22 protein-coding genes and 1 riboswitch are annotated in these 21,719 nt (G+C 33.5%); of the genes, 12 read left to right on the top strand and 10 right to left on the bottom strand.

The window, feature by feature from the left end; genetic code table 11:
• Positions 1-49 precede the first annotated feature (49 nt).
• The 3 genes from IWX83_RS00585 to IWX83_RS00575 all read right to left on the bottom strand — a co-directional run bounded on the left by IWX83_RS00585 (position 50) and on the right by IWX83_RS00575 (position 2,765).
• The gene (locus tag IWX83_RS00585) at positions 50-874 is read right to left on the bottom strand and encodes a GLPGLI family protein (RefSeq protein WP_196826936.1); all 825 of its coding nucleotides are present in this window, start codon (positions 872-874) and stop codon (positions 50-52) included.
• A 59-nt stretch (positions 875-933) separates the two neighbouring features.
• A complete protein-coding gene (locus IWX83_RS00580; protein ID WP_073355611.1) occupies positions 934-1,251 on the bottom strand; it encodes a hypothetical protein in 318 nt (105 codons plus the stop codon).
• A gap of 491 nt (positions 1,252-1,742) precedes the next feature.
• On the bottom strand, positions 1,743-2,765 hold the full coding sequence (locus tag IWX83_RS00575; RefSeq protein WP_073355612.1) for a LacI family DNA-binding transcriptional regulator: 1,023 nt from the start codon (positions 2,763-2,765) through the stop codon (positions 1,743-1,745).
• A 342-nt stretch (positions 2,766-3,107) separates the two neighbouring features.
• On the opposite strand from IWX83_RS00575, the gene rplM reads away from it, so the two are divergent.
• From rplM to tsf, 4 genes are all read left to right on the top strand, one after another.
• Entirely contained in the window at positions 3,108-3,563 is a 456-nt protein-coding gene (rplM, locus tag IWX83_RS00570; protein WP_066080505.1) for a 50S ribosomal protein L13, read from the top strand.
• Positions 3,563-3,949, top strand: a complete 387-nt coding sequence (gene rpsI / locus IWX83_RS00565; protein WP_066080508.1) for a 30S ribosomal protein S9 — start codon at positions 3,563-3,565, stop codon at positions 3,947-3,949. Before rplM ends, rpsI begins: the two co-directional genes overlap by 1 nt.
• A gap of 225 nt (positions 3,950-4,174) precedes the next feature.
• On the top strand, positions 4,175-4,990 hold the full coding sequence (gene rpsB, locus IWX83_RS00560; RefSeq protein WP_066080511.1) for a 30S ribosomal protein S2: 816 nt from the start codon (positions 4,175-4,177) through the stop codon (positions 4,988-4,990).
• Positions 4,991-5,129: 139 nt separating this feature from the next.
• Entirely contained in the window at positions 5,130-6,092 is a 963-nt protein-coding gene (gene tsf / locus IWX83_RS00555) for a translation elongation factor Ts (protein ID WP_073355613.1), read from the top strand.
• 71 nt (positions 6,093-6,163) lie between these two features.
• Here tsf and IWX83_RS00550 read toward each other — a convergent pair whose 3' ends face one another.
• From IWX83_RS00550 to IWX83_RS00525, 7 genes are all read right to left on the bottom strand, one after another.
• Positions 6,164-8,749, bottom strand: coding sequence for a carboxypeptidase-like regulatory domain-containing protein (locus IWX83_RS00550; RefSeq protein ID WP_196826934.1), 2,586 nt, complete (start codon positions 8,747-8,749; stop codon positions 6,164-6,166).
• Positions 8,750-8,753: 4 nt separating this feature from the next.
• The gene (locus IWX83_RS00545; RefSeq protein WP_196826932.1) at positions 8,754-9,401 is read right to left on the bottom strand and encodes a GLPGLI family protein; all 648 of its coding nucleotides are present in this window, start codon (positions 9,399-9,401) and stop codon (positions 8,754-8,756) included.
• 13 nt (positions 9,402-9,414) lie between these two features.
• The gene (locus tag IWX83_RS00540) at positions 9,415-10,185 is read right to left on the bottom strand and encodes a GLPGLI family protein (RefSeq protein ID WP_196826931.1); all 771 of its coding nucleotides are present in this window, start codon (positions 10,183-10,185) and stop codon (positions 9,415-9,417) included.
• Positions 10,186-10,957: 772 nt separating this feature from the next.
• Positions 10,958-13,384: a TonB-dependent receptor gene (locus IWX83_RS00535; protein ID WP_231379714.1), complete on the bottom strand. Its 2,427-nt coding sequence runs from the start codon at positions 13,382-13,384 to the stop codon at positions 10,958-10,960.
• Complete coding sequence (locus tag IWX83_RS17120; protein ID WP_231379713.1) at positions 13,348-13,614, bottom strand: carboxypeptidase-like regulatory domain-containing protein; 267 nt, start codon at positions 13,612-13,614, stop codon at positions 13,348-13,350. Before IWX83_RS17120 ends, IWX83_RS00535 begins: the two co-directional genes overlap by 37 nt.
• 35 nt (positions 13,615-13,649) lie before the next feature.
• Entirely contained in the window at positions 13,650-14,360 is a 711-nt protein-coding gene (locus tag IWX83_RS00530; RefSeq protein WP_196826929.1) for a GLPGLI family protein, read from the bottom strand.
• 62 nt (positions 14,361-14,422) lie between these two features.
• On the bottom strand, positions 14,423-14,701 hold the full coding sequence (locus tag IWX83_RS00525; protein ID WP_196826927.1) for a hypothetical protein: 279 nt from the start codon (positions 14,699-14,701) through the stop codon (positions 14,423-14,425).
• A 316-nt stretch (positions 14,702-15,017) separates the two neighbouring features.
• Here IWX83_RS00525 and IWX83_RS00520 point away from each other — a divergent pair, with 316 nt between their 5' ends.
• The 8 genes from IWX83_RS00520 to IWX83_RS00485 all read left to right on the top strand — a co-directional run bounded on the left by IWX83_RS00520 (position 15,018) and on the right by IWX83_RS00485 (position 21,610).
• On the top strand, positions 15,018-15,671 hold the full coding sequence (locus IWX83_RS00520; protein ID WP_196826925.1) for a queuosine precursor transporter: 654 nt from the start codon (positions 15,018-15,020) through the stop codon (positions 15,669-15,671).
• Positions 15,668-16,246 carry a DNA-3-methyladenine glycosylase I gene (locus IWX83_RS00515; protein WP_196826923.1) on the top strand — a complete coding sequence of 193 codons (579 nt, stop codon included), beginning with the start codon at positions 15,668-15,670 and terminating at the stop codon, positions 16,244-16,246. The genes IWX83_RS00520 and IWX83_RS00515 overlap by 4 nt, the downstream gene beginning before the upstream one ends.
• 59 nt (positions 16,247-16,305) lie before the next feature.
• A riboswitch (TPP riboswitch) is annotated at positions 16,306-16,402 on the top strand.
• Between the two features lie 65 nt (positions 16,403-16,467).
• A complete protein-coding gene (gene thiS, locus IWX83_RS00510; RefSeq protein WP_073352445.1) occupies positions 16,468-16,674 on the top strand; it encodes a sulfur carrier protein ThiS in 207 nt (68 codons plus the stop codon).
• Between the two features lie 307 nt (positions 16,675-16,981).
• On the top strand, positions 16,982-18,805 hold the full coding sequence (thiC, locus tag IWX83_RS00505) for a phosphomethylpyrimidine synthase ThiC (protein WP_196826921.1): 1,824 nt from the start codon (positions 16,982-16,984) through the stop codon (positions 18,803-18,805).
• Between the two features lie 95 nt (positions 18,806-18,900).
• The gene (locus tag IWX83_RS00500) at positions 18,901-19,497 is read left to right on the top strand and encodes a thiamine phosphate synthase (protein ID WP_196826919.1); all 597 of its coding nucleotides are present in this window, start codon (positions 18,901-18,903) and stop codon (positions 19,495-19,497) included.
• On the top strand, positions 19,473-20,228 hold the full coding sequence (locus IWX83_RS00495) for a hydroxymethylpyrimidine/phosphomethylpyrimidine kinase (protein ID WP_196826917.1): 756 nt from the start codon (positions 19,473-19,475) through the stop codon (positions 20,226-20,228). Before IWX83_RS00500 ends, IWX83_RS00495 begins: the two co-directional genes overlap by 25 nt.
• Complete coding sequence (locus tag IWX83_RS00490; RefSeq protein WP_196826915.1) at positions 20,221-20,853, top strand: thiamine phosphate synthase; 633 nt, start codon at positions 20,221-20,223, stop codon at positions 20,851-20,853. The genes IWX83_RS00495 and IWX83_RS00490 overlap by 8 nt, the downstream gene beginning before the upstream one ends.
• The gene (locus IWX83_RS00485; RefSeq protein WP_196826913.1) at positions 20,840-21,610 is read left to right on the top strand and encodes a thiazole synthase; all 771 of its coding nucleotides are present in this window, start codon (positions 20,840-20,842) and stop codon (positions 21,608-21,610) included. Before IWX83_RS00490 ends, IWX83_RS00485 begins: the two co-directional genes overlap by 14 nt.
• The last annotated feature ends 109 nt before the right edge of the window (positions 21,611-21,719 follow it).

Below are 21,719 nucleotides of genomic sequence, written 5' to 3'. Positions count from 1 at the left end.
TCAGTAAAAACAAAACGAAGAAAAATCTTAATCGCATTAATATAGATAATTACTTATTTTCATTCATTATTTTTTTCATCACTTTATCCGCTTGATAGTCCTTATCATCTTCTTCAATATAGCGCTCCACTCCCATTCTTGCTGTGACAATATTTAATTTCTCTCCTTCTTTGGTTACATACTTACTTGCAGCTATGGCTTTTTCTTTATACAACAACTTAAATTCAGACCACGTTAAAGCTTTATCTAAAACAAAAGGATTTTCAGGTTGAGGATAATCTGGTTTTTGTTTATCTACAATTATCCCAGTGGCCTCCCAACTTACATAATCGTCTGATGCTTTTACCTCTAAAATAGCTCCAGGCAAACTATCGAACTTCCAAGGACCGCAAACTGGTAGTGCGGTAGTAAACCATGCTTTGTAATTCCTGCCTCTAAAAGTTGTAGTCGCAGCCTGGCAAGTATATCCTAGAATTGTTTTTGTTTCTTCTTTTATATCCCAATCAAAAATAGTTAAGGAATCTTTTTGAACAAAAAAACGAAAATTAATATTACTTTTTAAAAACATCTCATTTCTTGCATAATTCTTATACAAGGTTGAAAGATTTTTTCCTTTTGGCTTCCATTCAATTGCGGTAGAAGTGCTTGTGATATTCTCGATTTTAGGAGCTTTGTCTACCTCTTTATCATAAACGGCTAAGCCAAAATCTGGAAAAAGGACTAAATCGTATGCCGCCTTATAAGTGATATTTTTAGCAGCATTCCCTCGAACAACGTAATTGTATTTTAAATTAATTGAAGTAATAGAATCTTTTTGTGACCAAACGGTTGAGCAGACCATAAAAAGTAAACTTAAAACATAAAAATTTTTCATATAAACTAAATTTAATAGAGGCTTAGAAAAAGCCTCTACAGTAAACATTATTGCAAATATTACTCCGCTGCAGCGATGTATGCATCAGCTTTTTTTTGTGCCTTTTGAAAACAATCAGTTTGCGCAGTAATGCAATCACCAGCAGTTGCAGATGAAAACACCGTTGTTCTAAGTTCACCAAGATAGTATATTTCCGCATAGCAACTTACTGAACAAATATCTTCATCATTTTTAATAGTAGTCAAGGTTTCCACTGTTTTTTTAGAAGAAGCAACAGCTCCGTCGTCTACAGCTGTAGACGATTTGTCTTTTACTTCATTTGCAAAAGACATTGAGGTCACCAACAGAAATACCGCTGAAAATAAACTTTTTTTCATTTTACTTTAATTTTGTGATTAATAAATAAATCTGTTTGCAGACTGACTGCAATTACGGATGAAATATTAGATTAATTTGTTCCGCCTCGTTGATTTTACTTCTTTTTTAAAACATCCTTGCAAGGTTAGCTTATGATATTCGCGACTATGATTCAGCTAATGTTCTTTAAAATTTCAGGTCAACTTACTACGCAACAATTATTGTTGTTTCGTAAGACAAATATGAATGAAAAAAAAAACTGATTTAAATAATTATTTTAAATATTAACATCAATTTAACAAGGTAAAAGAGTTTTATAAAAACGTAAAGATCTAATATAATAGCTTTTAATTTTTTGATAAAAAATTAAAATATGGTTTGCAATTGGTCTACATAACTTTGGAAAAACTAACTAGAAGCGCACTAAATCATATAATATTATACCATAAAAAAATCTCTAATTATTTTTAAAAATAATTAGAGATTTTTTGCGTTTATTATAAATAAGTAACTACAATTTTCTTGTAGATTCTCTTTCTTTCAACACCGTCTTAATCACCACGGTTTCATAAGGAATATCCTCTTCTTTAGATTCCAATCTGTCAATCAGTAATTTGGCGGCGACTTCTCCTATTTCAATTCCGTGCTGACTTACCGTTGTTAAACTAGGTGACAATCTACGAGAAGCAAGAATTCCGTCAGCAAAACCTATAATGGAAATATCTTCTGGAACTTTAAATCCTTTTTTGAGCGCGACACGCAAAGCTGCGACAGAATCATTTTCTTCTAAAGCGAAAATTCCGTCTATTTTGTTTTCAAAAATTTTCTCGATTTTCTCTTTTAAATCTTCTTCGGCATCCGTTCGAATAATAATATTTGAGTCAACTGCAATAGCATTATTTTCTAATGCCTTCAAATATCCGTCGGCTCTTAATTTACCAACACTTAAATTATCGATTGAAGACAATAAGGCGATATTTTTGCAGCCCAAATCAATTAAATGTTGTGTTGCATTTAGTGCTGAATCAAAATCATCAACAATTACTTTGTCACAATCAACACCTTCCGCAATTCGATCAAACATTACGATTGGAGTACCATCATTTATTATTGCGGAGAAATGATCGTAATCCTGATTTTTTTGTGCTTCCTCAGAAACCGAAACAATAAATCCATCAATGGTTCCATTGCTAAGCATTTCCAAAGTATGCGCTTCTTTCTCTGCAGATTCATTGGAGATACACATGATCACATTATACCCTTTTTCATCCGCTACTTTTTCAATACCGCTAAAAACCTTGGCAAAAAAAGAATTCAAGATATTGGGAATAATGACCCCTATTGTTTTTGTTTTTCTATTTTTAAGATTGAGACCAATTACATTGGGTTTGTAATTTTTGAGTTTTGCATATTCTTTTATTTTCACTTTAGTTAGGTCACTTATTTCCGGACTATCATTGAGCGCTTTTGAAACTGTTGAAACAGAAACATTCAGTTCTTTTGCGATTTGTTTTAACGTAGCTTTAGCTTTCATAAAGGGATATTTATTGTAATTGATAAAGGAAAAATACTTACAAGATATAAATAATTAGAACAATAACTATTTAATTGACAAAAATAGCATTTCTAATAGAGAATTTAGGTTTAAAAAATCAGGAATAGTCAACAAAATCATAAAAAAAATCATGATTCCGGTAACTCCACTGCACGTGTACTAATCCAAAATTTGAAGATAGAAATTAATTTTAAATATCCATTTGATAATCAGCACTAAAACAAGATAAAAATAATAGTTTAAGGTATTTGCATTTAAAATAATTAATTGTACTTTTGCAACCCCTTTATTGGGGATGGAATGTTTAATTAAAATAATATTATGGACGCATTAAGCTACAAGACACAATCAGCAAGCAAAGCCACCGTTACAAAAGAGTGGATTGTTGTAGATGCTGATGGGCATAACTTAGGTCGTATGGCTTCGAAGATCGCAATGATCCTTAGAGGAAAATACAAAGCAAGTTACACACCACATGTTGACTGTGGAGATAACGTAATTGTTATCAACTCAGAAAAAATCAACCTTACAGGAAACAAGATGAAAGAGAAAACTTACATCCGTCACACTGGCTACCCTGGAGGACAAAGAACTTTAACTGCTGAAGTATTGCAATCAAAAAATCCTGCATTACTAGTTGAAAAAGCGATAAAAGGGATGTTACCTAAAAACAAGTTAGGGGCTGAACTTTTTAGAAATTTAAATGTTGTTGTAGGATCAGAGCACAAACAAGGCGCTCAAAAACCTAGAACAGTTAACCTTAACGATCTTAAGTAATGGGAGTTATTCACAAAATCGGTAGAAGAAAAACCGCTGTTGCACGTGTTTATGTTTCAGAAGGAACAGGAGTAATCACTGTAAACAAAAAAGCATTCGAAACATACTTCCCAACTGCAACTTTACAGTACAAAGTATTACAACCGATGTCTATGACAGAAAATGTAAGCAACTTTGACGTTAAAGTAAACGTTTACGGAGGTGGTTCAACTGGTCAAGCAGAAGCTGTAAGAATGGCATTAGCACGTGTTATGTGTGAAGTAAATGCTGAAAACAGAGCTATCTTGAAACCAGAAGGTTTATTGACAAGAGATCCAAGAATGGTTGAACGTAAGAAATTCGGTCAGAAGAAAGCTCGTAAGAGATTTCAATTCTCTAAACGTTAATACTGGACTTCAATCTGAACTCGTTTCAGGTTCTCAAGAACAGGTACTGGAATTAATTCAGTATAATTATTCTAAAGTTGCTGAAAAAATTTCAGCATAAATTTAAAAAACACAGTTGTTGTTGCTCTCCTACTGAGGTAGGAAATAGTTTAGCATCTAAATGCATATAGCCGGTAAACCGCCATTTATGCATTGCTAATCAACAGAACGTAAACTAGAACAAAAATGGCAAACAAAGTAGAAGTTAAAGACTTACTAGAAGCAGGTGTTCACTTTGGACACATGACTAGAAAATGGGATCCAAACATGGCTCCTTACATCTATATGGAGCGTAATGGTATTCACATTATCAATCTATATAAAACGGCAGCAAAAATTGAAGAAGCGAATGAAGCTTTGAAAAAAATCGCTGCATCAGGTAGAAAAATATTATTCGTTGCTACCAAAAAACAAGCAAAAGACATCGTTGCTGAAAAAGCAAAAGCTGCAAACATGCCTTACATCACTGAAAGATGGCCTGGTGGAATGCTAACTAACTTCGTAACTATCCGTAAAGCTGTTAAAAAAATGGCTACTATTGATAAAATGAAGAAAGATGGTACTTTCATGACTCTTTCTAAAAAAGAGCGTTTGCAAGTAGATCGTCTTCGTGCTAAATTAGAGAAAAACTTAGGTTCAATCGCTGACATGTCTAGACTACCAGCTGCATTGTTCGTAGTTGATATCAAAGCAGAACACATCGCAATAAAAGAAGCTCAAAAATTAAACATTCCAGTTTTCGCAATGGTGGATACTAATTCTGACCCAAGAGAGGTTGAATTCGTAATCCCATCTAACGATGATGCTTCTAAATCAATTGATAAAATTTTAACTTTGGTTACCGCTGCAATTGTTGAAGGACTTTCTGATAGAGGTTCTGACAAAGAAGGCGAAGCAACTGCTGAAGTTGTTGCTCCTGCTGAAACGGTAGCTCCTGCTGCTGAAGCTGTAGAAGTAGCTCCTGCTGTAGAAGCTGCTGCTCCAACTGCAACTGAAGAATAAAACAAAAAGAAATTCCAAATTCTAAAATTCCAAATTCCAAAAATTATCTCAGCAATGATTTAATTTATCAATTGGATTCAGGATTTCTGAATTTGGAATTTTTTATTAAAACTATTTTTTAATTTAAAATAAAAAAATTATGGCAACAATTACTGCTGCAGATGTAAATAAATTAAGACAAACTACAGGTGCCGGAATGATGGACTGTAAAAAAGCTTTAGTTGAAGCTGATGGAGATTTCGATAAAGCTATACAAAACCTTAGAGAAAAAGGACAAAAAGTTGCTGCTAACCGTTCTGACCGTGAGTCTTCTGAAGGAGCAGCTGTTTCTTTTATCAATGCTGACAAAACTAAAGGAGCAATCATCACTTTAAATTGTGAAACAGATTTCGTAGGTAAAAATGAATCTTTCGTTTCTTTAGCTAAAGAATTAGTTGAAAAAGCGATTAACTTCTCTTCTAAAGAAGAATTTTTAGCGTCAGATTTCAACGGTATTACTGTTGCTGAGAAATTGATCGAGCAAACAGGTGTTATTGGTGAAAAAATCGAAATCGGTGATTTTGAAATTTTAGAAGGTGCTTTTGTTGGATCTTACGTTCACGTTAACAAAATTGCTGCATTAACTGCTATTTCTGCTGCTGTACCTAACGCAGAAGTTCTTACTAAAGATATCTCTATGCAAGTTGCATCAATGGGAGCTGACACATTATCTTACAAAGATTTTGACCCATCTTTCGTTGCTTCTGAACTTGCTGCTCGTATTGCTATAATCGAAAAAGAAAATGAAGAAGCAAAACGTTTAGGAAAAACTTTAAAAAATGTTCCTAAGTATATTTCTTTCTCTCAATTAACTGAAGAAGTTTTAAAACAAGCTGAAGAAGATGCTAAAGCTGAATTAAAAGCTGAAGGTAAACCTGAACAAATTTGGGACAAAATTATTCCTGGAAAAGTACTGCGTTTCATCTCTGACAACACTACTTTAGACCAAGAAAAAGCGTTATTGGATCAAAACTTCATCAAAGATGACAGTAAAAAAGTAGGTGATTATGTTAAAGAATTCAAAGTTGAAATTACAGGTTTCAAAAGAGCTGCTTTAGGATAGATTACTATTTGATTTCCTATTATATACAAAACCCCATTTCACAGTGATTTGAAATGGGGTTTTTTTTAAACTCATAAGGAGTAATTCACACCTAGCATCAAATAGCCAGGACGAATTGCTACTCTTGATTCTGTAAAAAAGCTTGCATTTAAGGTGTTTGACAATAACGTTGTCTGATTCAAATTTAGCATGTTGTTCCCATTAAAAACCAATTTCCAATTTTTATCCGCAACATACTGCACATTTGCATTCAGAAAAAATAGTTTGTTAGTAGCAAAACCAGAATCTTGATTATCCATTGTGAAACCCGCATCCCATTTTAACTTAGTCTTGTTTTTACCTCGAACTGACACTGTAATTTGATGATTTTGGCTCGTGTTACTAAAATTACTGATGCTTTGCGCTACCATTCTTTGAATAAAGTTGTAATCCACACCAAACTGGATATCTGATTTTCTAAAATTAGAAATCAGTTGCACACGATTGGTGAGATTTTGAGTTACAAACTGGTTATCAACACCATCAAATTGTGACAATCCTATCGATTTTAGATAAAACAAGGTCGTTTTAATAGAAAAGGGCAAGCGCTTCAATTTTAAATCATACAAAGCTAATGCCTTCACACTTTTTCTGTTTCTAGTTGTAATGGCACCAGTTTCTATAAAATCAGTATTGTATTTAGTATTATTCGAAATTGAATTTTGCTCTGTATCATAGGACAAAGTAGAAAAAAGTACACTTTGACTTTTTGGATTTACACTTAAATATTGAAGTGAGAAACTGTTTTTAGGTAGTACTTGATTAAAATCAACTAAGCTTGGTTTGGCCACCGTTTGAAAATCAACTATGATATCGGTTTGTTGCACTTGATTCAAAGTAGGTACTTGATGATCCAAGATATAATTAAACGTAATTTTTTTAAGTCCCTTAAAATTGTACATTAAACTAAAGTTGGGTTCATATCTGGTCAATACATTTTGCGAACCTTGAAAATGACTGTTTGTTGCCGTTGTATTAAAACCCAAAATGGACTGCAATTTAAAATCCCAATTTTTCAACCATGAAAAATTGGTTTGCATGGATTGCCGCTCTAATTTTAAAGTAATATCAGTAGTATCGTTCTGAAAAACAGCAGTACTAAATCTGGACTGATGTGACAAAAAGTTTATTTTTAAAGAAAAAATATTTGACTTTTGGGCTTTTGTAAATACGTTGCTCAAGCTAAAATTAACCTCTTTATTATTTTGATTTTGATTAATCGTATCCAGCGTGCTACCAAATAAATTTTGCTGAGAAAACAAAGCTACTTTTTGACGGTTATCATCAAAGGAATGCCGGGCTATGGCCTTATAATTAATAGTCTTAAAAAGCGTGGTTTGCACTTTTACAACATGAGCAAAATTAAAATTAGTATCGCTTTTAGTGTAGTCTAATTGGTTTGTTGCACGCAGTAAATCCTGATCATCTTCGTCTGCATTTGGCGTAAATCCAGCGACATAGGATATAAAAGTAGTTTTCGATTTATTAAACTCCCATTTTAAAGCACTATTATTGAGGCTGTAGCTTGCTGTTTTATTTTCTAAAAAAGAGAATCGGCTTTCCGATTCTCCAATATTGGTTTGAAGTCTTGCATTTTCCTCGATTATAGTCGCTTTGTTGAAAACATTCGAAAATGTAACCTTAGAACGCTTGCCTATTAAACTAGTATAATTCATTCCAATAAAGGCATTTTTCTTGTCCTTTATAAAAGCGTTGGGGTTTAAAAAGGTTGGGGTTTCAATAGATTTGAATTCCCCATTGTCACTATCCACTTCAGACACAATTCTCATTTCATTATAATCCTCCCTAGAGATTGGTGTTTTAGCAATCGTATTATAATCCGATATAACAGCAAAATTTCCCTTTTTGAAAAACTTAAATGAATTAGAATGAAATCGAAAAGAAGTATTAATTCCTGCGGCGAGGTCGAAATCCATGATCCATTTATTTTTATAACTGTCTTTTGTTTTCAAGTTTAAAGCTATTCCTTTCTTGCTACCGCTGGCAGTTGCAAAACCCGAATAACTAGTTAACAGGTCGATTCCCTCAATCATGTCCGCATTTATATTTCGGGTAGCCATTTGATGTTTGTTCCCAAAAAACTCATTCCCATCAACAAGAACGTTATCTATTTGTTGCCCTTTGTAGAGTACTTTTCCGTCTTGGTCAATATCAAGCCCCGGAAGTTTTTTAATTACATCTTCAATTTTATTTTCGGTACCATCAACCACAGCTTTTAAGTTATACGAAATAGTATCACCCTTCACTTTCATTATTTTAGGTCTACTGGTAATAATCACATTTTTGAGTTGGTTAGTTTCTGGAAGCAATGTAAAAGTTAAGAACTCCTCTTTTTGAATAGAAACTATCTCAATAATAGGAACAAAACCTAATTTTTTGATAGTTATCGTGTACGTTCCAGAGGCTAATTGATTTTCTAAAAAACCATTTCCATCTGTAGTCCCAAAAGCAATTTGATTGCCGTCTTGGCTAATAATCACGATAGCTCTAGGCACGGTAGCACTTGCTTCATCAACAACCTTTAAGCGAATTGTATGCTGCGAAAAAAGAAAAACTGGAAATAACAGAAACAAGATGAGTTTAAAGTTTAACTGCATCGTATTATAGAAAATTTAGAGGCTCTTCTTGATTCAGTTCAATCCTTTGCGCAGTTGTTGTACTATTTCCATGTTTATACAATAATACTAGACCATTAATAAAAGGTAAATCACTTGGACTTCCTGAAACTTTTAAATCATTGGTCACATAAACTGTTAAAAGCTTATTTTTAAAAGTAGTGGTAGCTTCATAACAGGTATAGCTCAGGATTTTCTTTTTTTTATTTGTAATTTTCCAATTAACAGCAACTAATTTTTCGGTAGTTAACTTACCTTTTATTTTAGTTTTAATTGTTTTAGTTTTGAAATTCTTCAATATTTTAAGTCCAGGATAAGATCCTTCTAATGACAAATCTTTTGAAAATAAAACTCCAGATGTTCTATCATTAGAATTGATTGTACCTTTTTGTTTTTTATCAATTTGTTGTGGTTTAATTTCAAAATATACAGTATTACCTTGAACAATCATAGCCGATTCCTTTTTTATACTATTCAATTGTTGCAAAGCAGCAGCCCTAATATGAACAGGCAAATCTTTCAAAGATTCCTCTTTAACAACAGTATTTGTATCAAAGAAAACTTTAATTGCAGTTTGCGAATAACTAATTATACAAACGAAATTGACTACAATATATAATATTAACTTTTTCATTTTATACTGATTTTTAATTTCCCGCTTTTATAATTACAGTATTCGACTCGAATTTTTTTCCAAATTCATCAGTATAGGACTTTGGCTTTCTAGATTCTTCGATTTTAATTTTTAATTCCAGTTCGGTAACAAAGGGAGTCTTTTTATTGACACCATCAATTACTAACTTTTTGTCAAAAAATTCAATTTTGGTAACATAAATTACCTTCTTTTTAGATTCGACACTTAATACCAAACCCGGAATAGATGTCACATTAAAAGGGCCGTCAATGATTGGGATTTCTTGGGTGTACCAATATTGAATGGTATCATTAGCTGTACCTATAGAATAGGCTGATAAACATTTGTAACCATCAATATCTTTAATTCTATTGTCGTATTTCAATGTTTCTTTAGAAAATGGTTTTTCCACATAATATTCCTGTTTATCTACTTCAGTACTACTAATTATTGATTTTTTCACGAAGTCTTTAAGAATCCAAATATTAAAGGGCTTGATAAATGTTCCTTTATCAATCGATGTTGCCGTACTAACCTCTTTAGAAGCTATGACTATTTCCTTTTCGACTGTACTTCTAAATAATGAGTACTCACTGTTGTTTGTCAACTCAAAGACTTTAGGCTTCCTGAAAGCAGCTTTAAATTCTTCACTAGCACCACCTGGAATTTGGCTAAAAAAAGCATCGTTATAAAAGATTTTTTGCTCATAAGTCATTTTGACACTTTGTTGAGCGTTTGACCAATTATAAAAAACAAGTAAGTAAAACAATTGATAATATTTCATGAGATTTTATTTAATAGGAGTGGCGTCCCACTCCTAGATATTAATTACAAATTACTATATTCTAAACACAAATTACAACTTCATATTTATGAAATGTTAATATCATTCCTCCTTCACCATCACTTTCACCATCAGCCCACCTGAATTCAATAGTCACACACATATCTTTAGCCATATTTGTGCTTTGAAAGTCAGATTCTGTTTGTAATTGTGTTTTAACCTCTGTTTTAACTTCGCTTTTGTTTAGTCCCTCTTTTTCAGAAGCAAACGAAGTTAAAGAAAAGCAACTAATAAAGTTGCACTTAGTAAGAATTTTTTCATAGTTTTAAAATAATTTGATTATTGTCTTACTAAACTTTTTAGTAAGAGGTTTTGGACGTCCGAGTACAAATCAAAAAAAAAAAAAAAAAACAATATATCCTACTCATTTTACTACAATTTTTTAAAAAATTATAAAATTATTCTTATAGCACTGAAAATATTGGGCTTGCCAAACTTTAATAAGCATAAGTTACTTTTGTGGTAAACCGTTCTTAAGTGGGGTTAACAATTACAACCTACTACTGCTGAAAAAATTTGGAACTAGGTTAATCTTAAAAAGATAAAAACACTAAATTTGACTTCTAATTTTTATTTATGTTTAAAACCAAAAAAGAGCTCGTATTTGTAATGGTTTAAACAGCAGAATACTTTTTTAGAAATAAAACTACCTGTAAAATAAGCCCAATTACATTATTCTTTGCCTTCATCAGTAATAAACGTCTTGCTGCTTTTAAAAACGATACTCCATTTTCAATAGCACATATCTTGGCAATAGTCTGTATTCCGTTTGTGAAATGTTGATATCAGAAATGCTATAATTCCTAAAGGTTTTGGTATTAAAAAGATTATTCCCTGAAAGGAAAAAGGTTAGTTTATTTTCTTTAACTACATAACGCGCTTCTAAATCCAAGAAATAATATTTATTACTATCGTTACTTAGATTCCCAAAAAAATAGCGTTCACTTTGAACTTGAATATTGAACTTATCACTACACATCAATGACAAATCTAAAAAACTCATGTTGTCAGTAAAATCATTTGTAACAGTGGTTTTCACTTGATTGTAATTCCATTTTGACCCTAAGTGATAATTGAAAAAGCCCTTGAAACCAGAACGCAATTCCAAACCATAATCCGCATTGAAGTTTTTTACTTCGCGAAGATTGGAATTGTTGACGATGTTTTTAAAATTCGTTTTGGTTGCTCCCAAATTGATTTTTAAGTTGGATTTGATGGATTTAAAATAACGATCGATGCTGGTAGAAAATGATACAAATTCTCTATCCTTGATGATGATTTTTTCGGACTGTGAAAAGTTTTGAGCAATGATGGAATTGGTGCTAAAAAAATCATTGCTTTTGGAATATAAAATAAAGGTATTGGCAAAAAACTTGTCGCCCCAATTGCCATAAGTGTAATTCAATATCGCGTTAGAGGAATTCAATTGATTGAATTCCTCTAAACCTTTTGAAAACGAACGAAAACCCGTTTGCACAAAACCAGAATAAACGTCTAAAACTCCAGCGTTTGTTGTGTTGTAAGAGTAGGAAGTTACTATTTTATTTTTGTCGTTTATTTTCCAATCTAAGCCTATTTTTGGAATAATGAAAAATGGATTTTGATTGGTTTTAACATTAAAGTTTTCCAGTTCATTGAATAATTGATGAAAATCTGATTGAGTCAATAAGGTAAAACTTTTTATTTTGAAGCGATATTTTGCAGATAAATACAAGTCGTTTGTAGCATATCTTAACTTGTTTTGATAGCCAGTTGGGAGCGAAAGATTGTTACCATTTTCTAACAATTCAAATCTCGTGTTTAGCTGATCTATTCGTAATTGATTGCCAAACTTTACTTCAAGCAAATCACCACTTTCTTTTTTGTCTAATATATGCCCCTCAATACCTGCAAATTGCATTCTGTTTTCGCTGAATTGTTTGGTACTATTGGCATTTTCGCTAAATAAATCTTTAAAAATAAACTGATTAACAGCATAATTTTGTGGCGTTTTTTCGTTGATGTATCTGCCTGAGAGTAAGAATACTTTTTTCTCTTTGAACTTATTTGTAAAAACTACTTTTTGGTCAAAAAGTTGATTGTTCGCATTTAATTGTTCGTTTAATAAATCGTTGTTGAAGAGTAAATCACTTCGGTTTTTTTCATTGGTTTTATTGAATTTCCCTGTGTATTCAAGAGTTTTAGTTTTTGTAATATCATACGTTACATCTACTTTTCCAAAACCTGTGAGTTGTATTTTTCTCCCTAAAAAATCCTCGGTATTAGTAAAAGTAGTATTCCCAACGGAGAATTGCTGGAAACCGTTTCTAAAAAAATTATTTTCATCGGTATTTAAGAAACCTAAAGTCTTCAACTTGATTTTTTTTGAAAGTGTAAAAATACTGTTAAGCGATAGCATTTCGGCATTGTTGAGATTGACTCTGCGTTTTTTTAAGTTTGGCATCTCAAATCCCAAAACTATTAAACTTTTTACGGATTGGTCATCGCCAATGCTACCAGGTTCACTTACACTTTGCGGCCTTATCAAATTATCAATATCTCCAATGGCATCAAATCCTATATTGTTAAAATTAGTTAAAAAATAATGTTTATTTTTCTTACCAAAATTCATTAAATTACTTTTGACTTCATATCGGTTCGCCGTTACCAATCCATAGCCTATTTGCATATTGCCAAACCAAATGCGTTTGGCATCTTCTTTTAAGGTGAGATTCAATGCCACCTTATTGGTGCTCTCAATGCCTTTTAAATGCTTATTATTAGAATATCGTTGTAAAAGTTCCACTTTTTCAATTGGACTTACAGGCATGTTTTTAGTTAAAATTTTATAGCCTCGCTCAAATAGATCATCTCCATCAATCATCACCTTTTCAATTTCTTGATTACCTACTTTTATGGTTCCATTGGCATCAATATTCAGTCCCGGTATTTTTTTTAATAAATCTTCTACAACTTGCTCGTTCCCTTGCGCAAAAGATTTGACATCAAAAATGACCTTATCACCATCAACTGTTATTGGACGAAAAGCTGAAACTGTTACTTCTTGTAATTCATTACTTTTAGGTGTTAAATCAAAAACTATATCCTTGATGTCGTTACCTTCTATTTCAATATCAATACTTTTTTGCTCAAATCCCATAGCATTTGCAGCAAAATAAGCTTTCCTTTGTTGTTTGTACTTATATTATATTTACCCAATTCATTTGAGTACGTATATGAAATAATCTTGCCATTGTTATCTTTTAGAATAATACTAGCCGACAGAATTGGTTTGTTTTGAATATCGATAACACTACCTGCTATTTTAATTTGAGCAATTGCGTTTAAAGAAAAAAATGCAAAGAAGACTATCAATTTTATTTTTCCCATTCAAATTTAATTTCTAAACCATTTCTAAATACTTGTTAACTAACTATTGTAGTACCCCGTGGCATTTTCGTTAATAGCTTTTCATCTGTTGATTCAGTATTGTATTTTATTTTAGCGTATTCCTTAATGTCAATTATTTTAGCTTTTTGAGTGTCCATGACAAAAACGGATTCATCTAGTGTTTCATAATTTAATTTTTTTAAATACCAATAGTATCTTTTAGTTTCATCATATACTTCAAAAATAAGACCTGGCAAACCATGTAATTTCCATGGCCCATATTTCAGTGGAAATTCTAATGCATACCAAGCTATGTATTTTCTTCCTCTAAATTCGCATATCGCTTTTGATAAAGTAATAGCGTCTTTAACTTTGGTTTCATCAATTAATTCCCAATGCATTTTAGGTGTTTTTTCTGTAATTAGATACTCTTCACCAAAAACACTTTCAGAACTAATTAGAGTATCTTTTTTAAAGTTAAAATAAGTAGCACTACTTCTTTTTGACTTGTAGGTAATCGATATTGAGTTGTCCTCTTCTCTCTTTACTTGTTTATTTACTTTAGAATCACTTTTTTTTATGTAAATTGATTCTTCTTTAGATCCATTAACAAATAAATTAGCATATTGTGTATTAGGTATATCAGTATTATAAAATATCTCATATTCAACATTCAACATTTTATTTTGACCAAAGCTATTAACTGATTGGATAGCCATTACAAGTATTATAATTATTCTTTTCATCTTTTTAATTATTTTAATGGCAATTAAAAAGAGTTCAAGCTAATAACCTGAACTCTTAAAAATTATAAACTAGTCAAGGCTTTTTCAACCATACCACCAATTTGATTACAGTCTTCTGCGGATTCTACATTATTAAATTGTAAAACCCAAGTTTTAACTTTATTGCCTTCTTCATCGTACGCACTAATAGTTACATAACAAGTTCCAACTAAGTCTTGATTAGCTTGTGATTTCAAAAAAGGGTAATTTTCAACTTCTGCTTTATTTGCTCCCTTCTCTCCTGCAAACGAAGTTAACGAAAAGGCAACTAATAAAGTTGCACTTAATAACAATTTTTTCATAATTTAAAATAATTTGATAATTGTCTTACTAAACTTTTTAGTAAGTGGTTTAGGACGTCCGAGTGCAAATCAAAAAAAAAAAAAAAAAAACAGTGTATCCTAATTATTTTACTACAAATATATAATAAAACACAAAATTATTCTTACAATACTGAAAACACTAGGCTTCCCAAACTTTCATAAGCATACATTACTTTTGCAGTTAACCGTTCTTAAATAGGGTTAACAATTACACCCTACCACTGCTGAAAAAATTTGGAACTTGGATAATCCTAAAAAAGATTAAAACACTAAATTTGACTTCTAATTTTTATTTATGTTCAAAACCAAAAAAGAACTAGTCTTTGTAATTTTAGCCGGAATCTTTATTACCAATGCAGTAACAGCCGAACTGATTGGCGGAAAATTAATTCAAATTGGTCCGTTTGTGATGAGTATTGGGATTTTGCCTTGGCCTATCGTTTTCTTAACTACCGATTTAATCAATGAGTATTTTGGCGAAAAGGGAGTTAAGAAACTCTCCTTAATCACAGCCGGTTTAATCGCCTATTCTTTCCTTGTTTTACTATTTGCAATTAACATTCCCGCCGCAAAAGGCATCAGCCCTGTAAATGATGACCAATTCTTTGCTGTTTTTGGTCAAAGTATGTGGATTATTGTAGGAAGTATTATTGCTTTTCTAGTTTCGCAATTAATCGATGTGACCGTTTTTTGGTTTTTCAAAAACAGAACCGGAAATAAGAAAATTTGGCTTAGAGCTACCGGATCAACTGTTATCTCACAATTATTTGATTCGTTCATTGTATTGGGAATTGCATTTTGGCTACCTGGAAAAATAAATTTTGATACCTTTCTAACCTCAGCATTAACGGGTTATACGTTTAAACTCGGTATCGCAATACTGCTGACTCCGCTGATTTATTTAGGTCACTATTTAATAAAAAACTATTTAGCCTCCGAAAAACAATGATTATAGACGACAAAAAACGATGTGATTGGTGCACTTCAAGTGATTTGTACAAAAAATACCATGACGAAGAATGGGGTGTTCCCGTGTATGATGACGCCACTCTATTTGAGTTTTTGCTTTTGGAAACGTTTCAGGCAGGATTGAGTTGGATTACTATTTTGAACAAGAGAGAAAATTTCCGAAAAGCGTTTGACCAATTTGATTATCAAAAAATTGCTCGATACAACGATGATAAAATCCTCGATTTATTGCAAGATGCTGGTATTATTCGGAACAAACTCAAAGTCTATTCAGTGATTACCAATGCGCAAGCTTTTATAAAAATCCAAGAGGAATTTGGGAGTTTTTCGAATTATATTTGGAATTTTGTTGATGGAAAACCCGTTATCAACAACCGAAATTCTCTGAAAGATGTTCCCGCTACTACTCCATTTTCTAACATGATCAGCAAAGATTTAAAAAAACGAGGATTCAAATTCTTAGGATCAACCGTAGTTTACGCCTACCTACAAGCCACCGGAATCGTTAATGATCATTTGGAGAGTTGCTGGAAAGCCCCCCAACCCCCGAAGTAGGAGTTATGAATTTAAAACGTTAAATAGTAAACTTATATATAAAACTTCCCTACATTTGCCCCACACTTTAGGGGTGTCTACAACATTGTAGGCTGAGAATTACCCTCTGAACCTGATCTAGTTCATACTAGCGTAGGGAAAAGTAAGATGACTTCTGCACGCATTTTTATGCGTCATTGTAGCCATTCCTAAAGTATAACTATATACTAAAACCAAAAGGAATGGAACTCAAAATCAACAATCAAACGAAACAATTTACAACCGACAGTCTTACTGTTCAGGCACTCCTTGACTTGGAAATTCCCATCAAACAAAACGGAATCGCCATAGCCATAAACAACTTCGTTATTCCAAAATCGGATTGGAATGTCCATTACATTCAAGAAACAGACGATATTCTCATCATCTCTGCCACTCAAGGAGGCTAGTTTGGCTGCTCGAGCGGGCTATCCATTTCAAGTCCGCAGTGGCAATCCCATAAAACATAGTCTTAGTCTAAGCTTCCTTTCGGTCGCTTCACTAATCCTTGTTTTATTTGGCTTTCAACTTTACGGGCTTTCCATTACTATCCCTAGCAGAACTCGGAATACGATCAAATTATTTTATAAAAAAGACTAAATACGATTTAAAAAATAAGAAAAAAAATATGCTCAATCTCCAAAATCTGCCTGAGCTAAAAATCGCTGAACAACACACATAAAAACTTTTGACTTTACACCTTTAAGACATCCATAAATGAACAACGAAGATAAAATATCCAGCACTCCTTTCCCTAACTCTACAAAAATCTACGTAGATGGTACTATTCATCCCATAAAAGTGGCAATGCGAGAAATTACATTGGCTGATACACAATTATCAAACGGGCGAATAGAAAAAAATCCTTCAATAACCGTTTACGATACTTCAGGAGCATTCACAGATCCAAATATCGAAATTGACATTCGAAAAGGATTGCCTCGCATTCGGGAACAATGGATTCTAGATCGCAATGATGTGGAAGAACTATCTGAAATCTCTTCTGATTATGGAAAAAAGCGTTTGAACGACGAAAAACTAAACGATTTGCGTTTTGAATATTTACACAAACCCATGCGAGCCAAAAAAGGAGCTAATGTGTCTCAATTGTACTACGCAAAACAGGGAATCATAACTCCCGAAATGGAATACATTGCTATTCGTGAAAACCAACGCTTAGAATTATTGGAAGAACAAACCAAAGCGATGCAACATCAACACGGCGGAAACAGTTTTGGAGCAAATACTCCAAAATCTAAAATTACACCTGAATTTGTTCGTAGTGAAGTAGCCAGAGGCCGCGCCATTATTCCAAACAACATTAACCATCCAGAAAGTGAACCCATGATTGTGGGACGTAATTTTCTGGTAAAAATTAATGCAAATATTGGCAATAGCGCTGTAGCTTCAACTATAGAAGAAGAGGTAGAAAAAGCAGTTTGGGCTTGTCGTTGGGGAGCAGACACGATTATGGACTTATCTACAGGAAAAAACATTCACGAAACCAGAGAGTGGATTATCAGAAATTCTCCGGTACCTATCGGAACTGTACCCCTTTACCAAGCTTTAGAGAAAGTAAATGGTATTGCCGAAGATTTAACATGGGAAGTATACCGCGATACCTTAATTGAACAAGCAGAACAAGGAGTTTCATACTTCACCATTCATGCCGGCGTTTTATTGCGTTACATCCATTTAACAGCCGAACGCGTTACTGGAATTGTTTCCCGTGGTGGTTCTATCATGGCAAAATGGTGTTTATTTCACCACAAAGAAAACTTTCTTTACACGCATTTCGAAGATATTTGCGAAATCATGAAACAATACGATGTAGCCTTTTCATTAGGAGACGGTTTGCGTCCCGGCTCTATCGCAGATGCAAATGATGCGGCCCAGTTTGCCGAATTGGAAACACTTGGCGAACTCACTAAAGTGGCTTGGAAACATGATGTTCAAGTGTTTATTGAAGGCCCAGGTCATGTACCGATGCACATGATAAAAGAAAATATGGAAAAACAATTAGAACATTGTGATGAAGCTCCTTTTTATACTTTAGGCCCCTTAACAACCGATATTGCACCAGGATATGACCACATTACTTCTGCGATAGGAGCAGCAATGATAGGCTGGTACGGCTGCGCTATGTTGTGCTATGTTACACCAAAAGAACACCTTGGATTGCCCAATAAAAAAGACGTTAAAGACGGTGTAATCACCTATAAGATTTCGGCTCACGCTGCTGATTTAGCCAAAGGTCATCCCGGATCACAATACCGTGACAACGCATTGAGCAAAGCACGATTTGAATTCCGCTGGGAAGATCAATTCAACTTGTCTTTAGATCCGGATACAGCACGTGAATTCCATGATGAAACCTTACCTGCAGCCGGTGCCAAAGTGGCTCATTTTTGCTCGATGTGTGGTCCTAAATTTTGTTCTATGAAAATCTCACATGAAATTCGTGATGTTGCTGAAGCCGAAAAAGGCATGAAAGAAAAATCAGAAGAGTTTATCGAACAAGGAAAAGAGATTTATAGTTAATACTGCTGCAAGGCTTTCAAAACCTTTTAGGTTTCTTAAATCAATTAGCTCAATAGGTACAAGGTCCAAATAGATCTTGCAAGAAATTTAAAAACATGATAATTATATCCAGTCCAATAGCAATTCAAAATGAAATAGCAATAATCCATTCTCTTTTTCAGGAAGGAATGGAAGTATTTCATGTCCGAAAACCTGACTTTTCAATAGAAGAATTGAATGCTGTTGTACTTGCAATTGGTCTGGAATATAGAGAACAACTGGTTTTACACAGCCACCATCATTTGGCCAAATCCCTTGGAATTCATCGCATACATTTTACAGAAAGTAATCGCACCACCATAAATGAATCTAAATTAAAAAGCTATAAAGAATTGGATTTCATTTTATCGACTTCGACACATTGTATCGAGGATTTCAATGATTTAGATTCCAATTTTGATTATGCTTTTTTAAGTCCCGTGTATTCCTCAATTTCAAAAGTCGATTATGCTCCAAAACACGATTTATTCGAGAAAATAAAAAAGAGAACCAACTTCAAGACTAAAATAATTGGACTAGGTGGAATCGAAGCTAGCAATATCCAAAAAACAATACAAGCTGGCTTTGATGATGCAGCGCTTTTAGGAACAATTTGGAATCAAAACAACCCAATAGAAAATTTTAAAATATGTCAACAAATCGTCCATTCGTAGTAACCATCGCTGGCTTTGATCCTTCGGGAGGCGCAGGCGTTTTAGCGGATGTAAAAACATTCGAGCAACATCGCGTGACTGGTTTTGCCATCAATACAGGCAATACGATTCAAACCGAAAATGAATTCTTCGAAATAGAATGGACTGACTTAACATTTGTTTTGCGTTCCATAAAAGTGCTATTCAAAAGTTACACTGTTCAGGCAGTAAAAATTGGCATTGTTCCTTCCTTGGATTATTTAAAAGAAATTGTTTTTGCTATAAAAAGGCTTTCGCCAAAAACAAAAATAGTTTGGGATACGGTTTTGAAATCTACCACAGAATTCCGTTTTACAACCATCGAAAACCAAACTGTTTTGATTGAAATATTAGAAAAAATTGATTTGATAACACCCAATTACAATGAGATTTTACAACTGTCGTCGGAAGAAATTAATGCCCGAACAATAGCAATAACCCTTTCGAAATACTGCGCTGTTTTAGTCAAAGGGGGTCATAATTCAGACGAAATAGGTATTGATTATTTATACATGGAAAATGACTTTTTCCGGCTGTTGCCAAAAGAAACTTTGGTTTCCGAAAAGCATGGCTCAGGCTGCGTATTATCAGCAGCTATAACTGCCAATTTAGCTTTAGAACAAGACCTGAAAACAGCTTGCAGTACTGCTAAAATATATATAGAAACCTTCTTGCAATCCAACAAAACTAAATTAGGATACCATCATGTATAATAAGTTACAATATATTTCACAGGGAAATACAATCGAAGAACAATTGTATAACATCCACAAAGCGCTAGACAATGGCTGTAATTGGATCCAATTGCGATTCAAAAATCAAAATAAATTTGAAGCTTTCACTTTGGCAGAAGCCGTAAAAAAGTTGTGCAAAGAATATTTAGCCACTTTTATCATCAATGACAATGTGCATTTTGCAAAGCTATTGGATGCTGACGGAGTCCATTTAGGACTAAGTGATAGGAGCATTGATGAAGCAAGACTCATCTTAGGAACGACAAAAATCATAGGCGGTACTGCAAATACATGGGAAGATGTACTGCAAAGAACTGCTGAAAACTGCGATTATATTGGTTTGGGTCCGTTTCAATTTACGACAACCAAACAAAATTTAAGTCCAATTTTAGGATTGGAAGGCTATGACTCAATTATCAACCAAATGAAGATCAAAAACATCCAAATTCCCATTTATGCCATTGGCGGCATCACAATGAAAAATGTTCAAGGTCTGATGCAAACTGGAATTCATGGCATAGCCGTTTCTGGTTTGATTACCCAAAATGAAAATCTATCGCAATTGATCACCCAACTTAACAGACAATTATATGTTACCATTTAAAATAGGAGATAAAATCTTTGAGTCACGATTGTTTTTAGGCACAGGGAAATTTGGTTCGAATCGACAGATGGAAGAAGCTATCCTAGCATCAGGAAGCGAATTAGTAACTGTTGCGCTAAAACGTATCGATTTAGAAACCGAAACGGATGCTATTTTATCACATCTTAAACATCCACACATTAATTTATTGCCCAATACCTCGGGTGCTCGAAATGCCAAAGAAGCCATTTTTGCAGCACAATTAGCTCGTGAAGCGTTGGAAACTAACTGGCTCAAACTCGAAATTCATCCTGACCCAAAATATTTAATGCCTGATGCTATAGAAACCTTAAAAGCAACAGAAGCATTGGCCAAATTAGGATTTATTGTCTTACCTTATATTCATGCTGATCCTGTTTTATGCAAGCGATTGGAAGATGCTGGTACATCGGCAGTAATGCCTTTGGGTTCCCCCATTGGCAGCAACAAAGGTTTGAAAACAATCGATTTTTTAGAAATCATAATCGAACAAAGTAATGTTCCTGTGATTATCGACGCCGGAATTGGGGCGCCTTCGGATGCGGCAAAAGCCATGGAACTGGGTGCCGATGCTGTTTTAGTAAATACCGCTATAGCTATTGCGGGAAATCCAAAACTGATGGCAGAAGCTTTTAGAGAAGCGGTTATTGCAGGACGCAAAGCATTCGAAGCCAAACTTGGACAACAATATAATCGCGCGGTGGCTTCGAGTCCGCTGACGGCATTTTTATATGATTGATCCTCTCCTAGCCTTCTACAAAGGAGAGGAAGACAAAAACGGATAAAAAAATGAATTGAAATTATATTAAACGAATAAATAGGATTTCAATAAAAGGTTGTTTTACAAC

This window comes from Flavobacterium sp. CG_9.1 (assembly GCF_015751645.1).
In the GTDB taxonomy this organism is placed as follows: Bacteria; Bacteroidota; Bacteroidia; order Flavobacteriales; family Flavobacteriaceae; genus Flavobacterium; species Flavobacterium xanthum.
Note: the sequence above shows the minus strand (reverse complement) of the source record. Positions and strands in the feature narration are given on the sequence as shown.